General features: G+C 57.5%; 7 protein-coding genes. 3 read left to right on the top strand and 4 right to left on the bottom strand.

Going from position 1 to position 6000, the window contains the following annotated elements; genetic code table 11:
* Positions 1 to 179: 179 nt before the first annotated feature.
* Complete coding sequence (locus EJA70_RS10600) at positions 180 to 503, bottom strand: sel1 repeat family protein (RefSeq protein ID WP_158830705.1); 324 nt, start codon at positions 501 to 503, stop codon at positions 180 to 182.
* A 962-nt stretch (positions 504 to 1465) separates the two neighbouring features.
* Here EJA70_RS10600 and EJA70_RS10595 point away from each other — a divergent pair.
* From EJA70_RS10595 to EJA70_RS10585, 3 genes are all read left to right on the top strand, one after another.
* A complete protein-coding gene (locus EJA70_RS10595; protein WP_003214941.1) occupies positions 1466 to 1690 on the top strand; it encodes a hypothetical protein in 225 nt (74 codons plus the stop codon).
* Positions 1691 to 1966: 276 nt separating this feature from the next.
* A complete protein-coding gene (locus EJA70_RS10590; protein WP_008077902.1) occupies positions 1967 to 2449 on the top strand; it encodes a hypothetical protein in 483 nt (160 codons plus the stop codon).
* A 146-nt stretch (positions 2450 to 2595) separates the two neighbouring features.
* Positions 2596 to 3867, top strand: coding sequence for an OmpP1/FadL family transporter (locus EJA70_RS10585; protein WP_008077903.1), 1272 nt, complete (start codon positions 2596 to 2598; stop codon positions 3865 to 3867).
* Between the two features lie 186 nt (positions 3868 to 4053).
* Here the strand turns inward: EJA70_RS10585 and EJA70_RS10580 are convergent, their stop codons facing one another.
* The 3 genes from EJA70_RS10580 to EJA70_RS10575 are packed head-to-tail and all read right to left on the bottom strand — an operon-like array spanning position 4054 to position 5996.
* On the bottom strand, positions 4054 to 4614 hold the full coding sequence (locus EJA70_RS10580; protein WP_158830704.1) for a glutathione peroxidase: 561 nt from the start codon (positions 4612 to 4614) through the stop codon (positions 4054 to 4056).
* A 54-nt stretch (positions 4615 to 4668) separates the two neighbouring features.
* Positions 4669 to 4791, bottom strand: a complete 123-nt coding sequence (locus EJA70_RS31090) for a hypothetical protein (protein ID WP_008077905.1) — start codon at positions 4789 to 4791, stop codon at positions 4669 to 4671.
* Positions 4788 to 5996, bottom strand: coding sequence for an MFS transporter (locus tag EJA70_RS10575; RefSeq protein ID WP_158830703.1), 1209 nt, complete (start codon positions 5994 to 5996; stop codon positions 4788 to 4790). Before EJA70_RS10575 ends, EJA70_RS31090 begins: the two co-directional genes overlap by 4 nt.
* Between the last annotated feature and the right edge of the window lie 4 nt (positions 5997 to 6000).

Raw genomic sequence — 6000 nt, 5'->3', positions numbered from 1 at the left:
GGCAGCTCCTACATAGATCCCCGTAGGAGCTGCCGAAGGCTGCGATCTTTTGCTCTTGCGAACAATTTCAGCTGTTCGCTACGACTGACTAGATTGCCGCGCCCTGGTCCAAAGCCATAGCGATTCCGGCCGATCCGATGAAGTCTGAAAGTTAACCACGGTTTCAGAGCATGGACAGCTCAGTCTTCAATCAGACCCAGCTCTTGTTGTGCCCGCACGTCGCCCGCACGGGCCGCCTGGCGCAAAAGATCGTGACCGATGCGCCGGTCCCGGGCATTGCCGCACTCACGGCACATCAGTTGGCCGAGACGGCTTTGCGCAACGACTACGCCTTCGCGTGCCGGCTGCTTGAGCAGGCGTCCGGCGAGGTGCTTGGCATTATGGCTGTCACTCAAGCGCGGGCTATCGAGCAGCCATTCAGCTACACGCACGGAAAAGCGCTTGGGCGGGGTAACAGGCGGGTGTTGTGAGGTAACAGAGTCTGATGCTGAGCGAAACTTCATAAAGCACTGTGGGACAGATCGGAAGGCGCGCCACTCTACTCTCTTTTTCTTACAGGTAAAGTCGAAAAACATCCCGGCACGCCCGTGCTAGAGCAAGCGCTCGGGACAATCCACAGAAGCTGTGGATAACTCAGTGGACAACCGTCCTTCAACCCTCGCAAAGCCTTGTGGAATGGGGCTCGCAGTCAAACTGACGATTTTTTCACCAACAAAAAAAAGCGATGTTTTTCATTGACTTAAACTTTCGATGCAGGCAGCCATCGGGGTCAGGATTGGTATGACAGTATCGTTACAGCTCCCGCAACTAATGTGCACAAGTACCTGTTACCCGGTTATATCGATGCGCTTTTTCGGGTCATTTTGACGGTCAGTCTGGGGATAAACCGGTCTGCGACGTGGCTTCATGACATTTTCTTCACCGACCGACGGTCAAGAAAATGAGCCAGGACGGGGCGGGCCGTTACTGACGAAAACAGGGGTTGCCCTTCATGGAATGTTTTTTCAGTCAGGGTTTGCTTTGTGCATTTCGATCCGTTACTATCCGCGGCGTTAGTACCAAGCTGAAAGTCAATTCCGGTCGAACACATCCCCACGGTCAGCCTTCTTCCAAGAAGCCCCTACCGAACAAGCGGGAGCGACCCCTCGATGGTTTCCAGGTAAATCTTGCGACGACACTGCCTTTGAATGATGCAAAGGGTGTTGCGAAGACCACTTACTCTGACCGAACCAACCTGCAAATTGATCAGGATCTTCACCCCGGGCCCAGAACCTTTGCCCTTGATGTGTTGCCTGCCCTCCTAAGTACCTACCTGCCAGCCCAAGCGCGCCAACTTATCAGCGCTTCAAACTGGCTGCTTTGTTCCAGTCGGGTTCTTCGTTCGACCAATGGTGGTCGTCGTCACTGGAACGTTTTAACGTTGCACGGTTCTTATCCGTGTCATTTGTAGGAACACCTAATAACTATGTCTACTCAAATCCATACTCAGGATGCCATTCGCACCCTAACCAACGCTTTTGCGCCAATGAACTGCCTGATCATGGCCGCTCGCAAAGGCTGCTTCAGCTTCACTTTGGTCAATGAACACGGTATCGCCCGCCACAGCGAGCGTCTGTACCCCGATCAATACTCCAGCGCAGAACCGCTGCAGGCCGTGATCGATCGTACCCGTCAGGCACTGGTTGCCTGAAAGCCGAAAAGGCTGCAAAAGCAAAAGCCCCGCTTAAATTGCGGGGCTTTTTATTGCCTGATGTTTCACTTTTGGCCCGTTAGCGCTTAAGCACCTTCTGATATAACGGTTATAACTCGAAGCCGGAAATATTTTAAAAACAGGCCTTTACGTTGTGAATATGACACTACACTTCAACTCAAGCGGCTTGATCCGCTTTCGGCGAGCCTGAGTCGATCCACCGCTGCCAAGGCCCCCTTCAGGCATCGCCGCCCAACAACAAGATCCGAGGATTTTATGGGTATCGCTGCCAGCGAACTGTGTCGCTACGTGATCCGTCCTACGTTGATTTATCTGGGACGTCACTGCGCAACCGCCGAATCCCTGCTGCTGGGTATCGCCGCCAGCCAATCCGCCCTCGGGTCTGCCCTGCATGACCGCCGTGGCCACGGCCTCTACCGCATTGCCGAGCATCGCCATCAGGCACTGTGGGATGACTATCTGGCCCTCGATCCCGAGCGTGCCAGCCTGGTGCGCGGCCTCGCCAGCCAACATGCGTTTTTGAGTGGCCCGCACCTGGAATTGACCGTCAACCTGCGTTACGCCACCGCCATCGCCTGGCTGCTGGTAGAAGAACAAAACCCCACCCTCCCCGACCCGGATGATTTGCTCGGGATGGCGCGCATCTGGCGTCAGACCTTCCAACCCCAAGGTCGTCTGCGTGACTTCACTTGCGCCTGGCAAACCTGTGTTTCACCGCTGAATCAGGTCGCTTGCTGACCCGTCGGTTTCAGAAGATCTGCCAACAGGTCGCGAATCTGGTCGGATTGTCCTACAAAACCGCTCTAACTCAAGGCATACGGACTATAGCGCTGGGACGAAAATCTTGGTAATTTTCGCCCCGGTGATCACCAGGAGTTCTAATAATGAAAAAAGTAATGCTCAAAACCACCCTTAGCCTCGCCGTTACCATGGCATCCACCCAGATCTTCGCAGCTGGCTTTGCCATCAACGAACACAGTATCAGCGGGATGGGCACTGGTTACGCTGGGCGATCTTCTTCTGCCGACGACGCAAGCACTGTTTATGGCAACCCTGCCGGCATGTCGCGCATCACGCGTGAACAAGTCACTGGCGGTGTTGCATTCCTCGACGCAAAAACCGATATCAGCGACGCCAGCTCCAGCCCTAACGGCGGCAGCAACAAAGGCGACATGGTGCCCTTCACCTCCGTACCTATGGGCTTCTACGTCAAGCCGATCGATGATCATTGGGCATTCGGCCTGGGCGTGTACGTACCGTTCGGCCTGATCACCGATTACGAAAACGGCTTTGCCGGCCGTTACTTCGGCAGCAAGTCCGAAGTACAAGTCATCACCTTCCAGCCAACCGTGAGCTACAAGTTCAACGACGTCGTGTCGATCGGTTTCGGCCCGACCATCAACCGCATCGACGGCACCCTGGAATCGAACCTGTCGATTACCCAGGCAGCACCGGACGGCAAGGTCAAGATCAAGGGTGACGACACTGCACTGGGCTACAACATCGGTGTGCTGGTGCAAGCCACTGACACCACTCGCCTGGGTCTGACTTACCACTCGAAAGTCGACTACAAGCTCGAAGGCAACACCAAGGTCAACTACGGTGTGCTGGGCGCAATCGGTCTGGGCGCCAACCAGAAGTACGACGCTTCGCTGAAAATCACCACGCCTGAATCCGTGGACTTCTCGGTGACCCAGGCGATCAACGATCAGTGGAACGTCTACGCCGGTTCGACCTTCACCCGTTGGAGCCAGCTGAAGAAAATCACCGTCGAGAACTCGGGCGTTCAGCCGCTGCTGGCCGGTCAATTCGGCGAGATCACCGAAGACCAGAACTGGCACGACTCCTGGGCTTACGCCGTGGGTACTTCGTACCAGCTGAACAAGGAATGGGTACTGCGTACCGGTCTGACCTTCGACCAGTCGCCGACCAACAACGTCGACCGCTCGCCACGTATTCCAACCGGCGACCGGACGATCTTCAGCATCGGTGCTGGCTGGAGCCCGACCGAAGACCTGACCATCGACGTTGCCTACTCGTACCTGAAAGAAGAGTCGGTCAACATCCGCAATCAGAACGATCGTGGCCAGACCTACAACGCCAAGTATGAAAACTCGGCAAACGGTTTCGGTGTCGGCGCTACTTACCGCTTCTGATGCTGCGTGGCGAGGCTAACCCCTCGCCCACAAAAAAGCCCCGCTCTCTTTGCAGAAAGCGGGGCTTTTTCATGCCCGCGACTTACAACCTACAGGAGCTGTCGAGTGCAACGAGGCTGCGATCTTCTGATCTTGCTTTTCAAGATCAAAAGATCGCAGCGTGCCGCAGCTCCTACAGGGATTGCGTCAGGGATTGAGAGGTTTCGAGGCGATGGCCTTTTCGATCGCGGCAATAAACTCCGGATCATCGGGCTTGGTCAAGCTGGAGAAATTGGCAATGACCTTGCCTTGGCGATCAATCACGTATTTGTAGAAATTCCACTTCGGCGCACTGCTTTGCGCAGCGAGTACCTGGAACATATGGGTGGCATCGTCACCACGGACTTTCTGCGGTTCGGTCATGGCGAACGTCACGCCGTAGTTGGCGTAGCAGACTTTGGCGGTCTCGGCGCTGTCCTTGGACTCTTGCTTGAAGTCATTGGAAGGCACGCCGAGCATTTCCAGCCCTTGCCCCTCGTAGCGCTTATGCAGCGCCTCAAGGCCTTCGAACTGTGGCGCAAAACCGCAGAAGCTCGCGGTGTTGACCACCACCAACGGTTTGTCGGCGTATTGCTTGCACAGATCGATGGATTCCTTGGCGCGTAACTTGGGCAGCGAACCTTGCAACACTTCCGGGCAATCCGCAGCGTGGGCCAGGCCAGTCAACGCCACCAGCAACGCGGGAACAGCACACCAGCGCATCAGCATCTCGAGCATCCTTGAGCAGTCGTCAGACTTCGACGTTACTCGCCGCGCCACGTTCTAGCAAATGCTCATGCCCAGTTGCATCAACGCCAGGCCACCCTGATGCCAGCCCCACCACACCAGCGCCAGCAATGCGGCGCCGAGTGCGGTGATGACGATACGCGGCCAGAATCGACTCATGCGGCGACCGCAGCAGCTTGCAGGCGTGCAACCGGACGCTCGCGCACCGGCCAGTTCAGCGCAGCCGCCAGCAGGCTCAAGAGAATCGCCACTTGCCAGATCAAGTCATAACTCCCGGTTCGGTCATACACCACCCCGCCCAGCCAGCCGCCGAGGAACGAGCCGAGCTGATGGAACAGGAACACGATGCCCCCGAGCATGGACAAATTGCGCACGCCGAACAAGGTCGCCACCGTACCGTTGGTCAACGGCACCGTCGACAGCCACAGAAACCCCATGGCCATGCCGAACAGGTAGGCCGACGTGGTCGTCACCGGCAGCCACAGGAACAGCACGATCACCACCGCGCGTAACAGGTAAAGCGCGGTGAGCAAGCGCGGTTTCGACATGCGCCCACCCAGCCAGCCGGCGGTGTAAGTGCCGAAGATGTTGAACAGCCCGATCAACGCCAGCACCGTGGTGCCGACACTGGCCGGCAGATGCTGATCGACCAGATAGGCCGGCAGATGCACGCCGATAAACACCACCTGAAAACCGCAGACGAAAAAGCCGAACGCCAGCAGCCAGAATCCCGAATGCGAGCAGGCTTCGCGCAGCGCTTCGGAGAGCGTTTGCTCATGACCCAGCAGCGGCAACGGTTTGTCCTTGAGCATGCTCACCAGCGGCACGATCAGCGCCACCAGCAAGCCCAAGACCAACAACGCCGCCGACCAGCCGAGCCAGCCGATCAGGCCCAGCGTGCCCGGCAACATGGCGAACTGGCCGAAAGAGCCAGCGGCACTGGCAATGCCCATGCCCATGCTGCGTTTCTCCGGCGGCACGGCACGCCCGACGACGCCGAGGATGACCGAGAACGAGGTGCCGGAAAGACCGATGCCGATCAGCAGACCGGCGCTCAAGGACAGCGTCACCGCCGAATCCGACAGGCCCATGCACACCAGACCCGCCGCGTAGAGCACGCCACCGACGAGCACCACTTTCGCCGCGCCGAAACGGTCGGCCAGCGCGCCGGTGAATGGCTGCGCCAGGCCCCAGATCAGGTTCTGCAAAGCGATGGCGAAAGCAAATACCTCGCGCCCCCAGCCGAACTGCGCGCTCATCGGCGACAGAAACAGGCCGAAGCCGTGACGCACGCCCAATGACAACGCGAGAATCAGCGCACTACCGACCAACACCCAACCGCACGTACGCCACATCGATGTCATTATT

Source organism: Pseudomonas sp. PB103, assembly GCF_009764635.1.
In the GTDB taxonomy this organism is placed as follows: Bacteria; Pseudomonadota; Gammaproteobacteria; order Pseudomonadales; family Pseudomonadaceae; genus Aquipseudomonas.
Note: the sequence above shows the minus strand (reverse complement) of the source record. Positions and strands in the feature narration are given on the sequence as shown.

Excerpts from the sequence above, each read along its gene's own strand:
- EJA70_RS10600 (WP_158830705.1), bottom strand. The coding sequence starts at position 503 with ATGAAGTTTCGCTCAGCATCAGACTCTGTTACCTCACAACACCCGCCT.
- EJA70_RS10575 (WP_158830703.1), bottom strand. The coding sequence starts at position 5,996 with ATGACATCGATGTGGCGTACGTGCGGTTGGGTGTTGGTCGGTAGTGCG.
- EJA70_RS10595 (WP_003214941.1), top strand. The coding sequence starts at position 1,466 with ATGTCTACTCAAATCCATACTCAGGATGCCATTCGCACCCTAACCAAC.
- EJA70_RS10580 (WP_158830704.1), bottom strand. The coding sequence starts at position 4,614 with ATGCTGATGCGCTGGTGTGCTGTTCCCGCGTTGCTGGTGGCGTTGACT.
- EJA70_RS10585 (WP_008077903.1), top strand. The coding sequence starts at position 2,596 with ATGAAAAAAGTAATGCTCAAAACCACCCTTAGCCTCGCCGTTACCATG.
- EJA70_RS10590 (WP_008077902.1), top strand. The coding sequence starts at position 1,967 with ATGGGTATCGCTGCCAGCGAACTGTGTCGCTACGTGATCCGTCCTACG.
- EJA70_RS31090 (WP_008077905.1), bottom strand. The coding sequence starts at position 4,791 with ATGAGTCGATTCTGGCCGCGTATCGTCATCACCGCACTCGGCGCCGCA.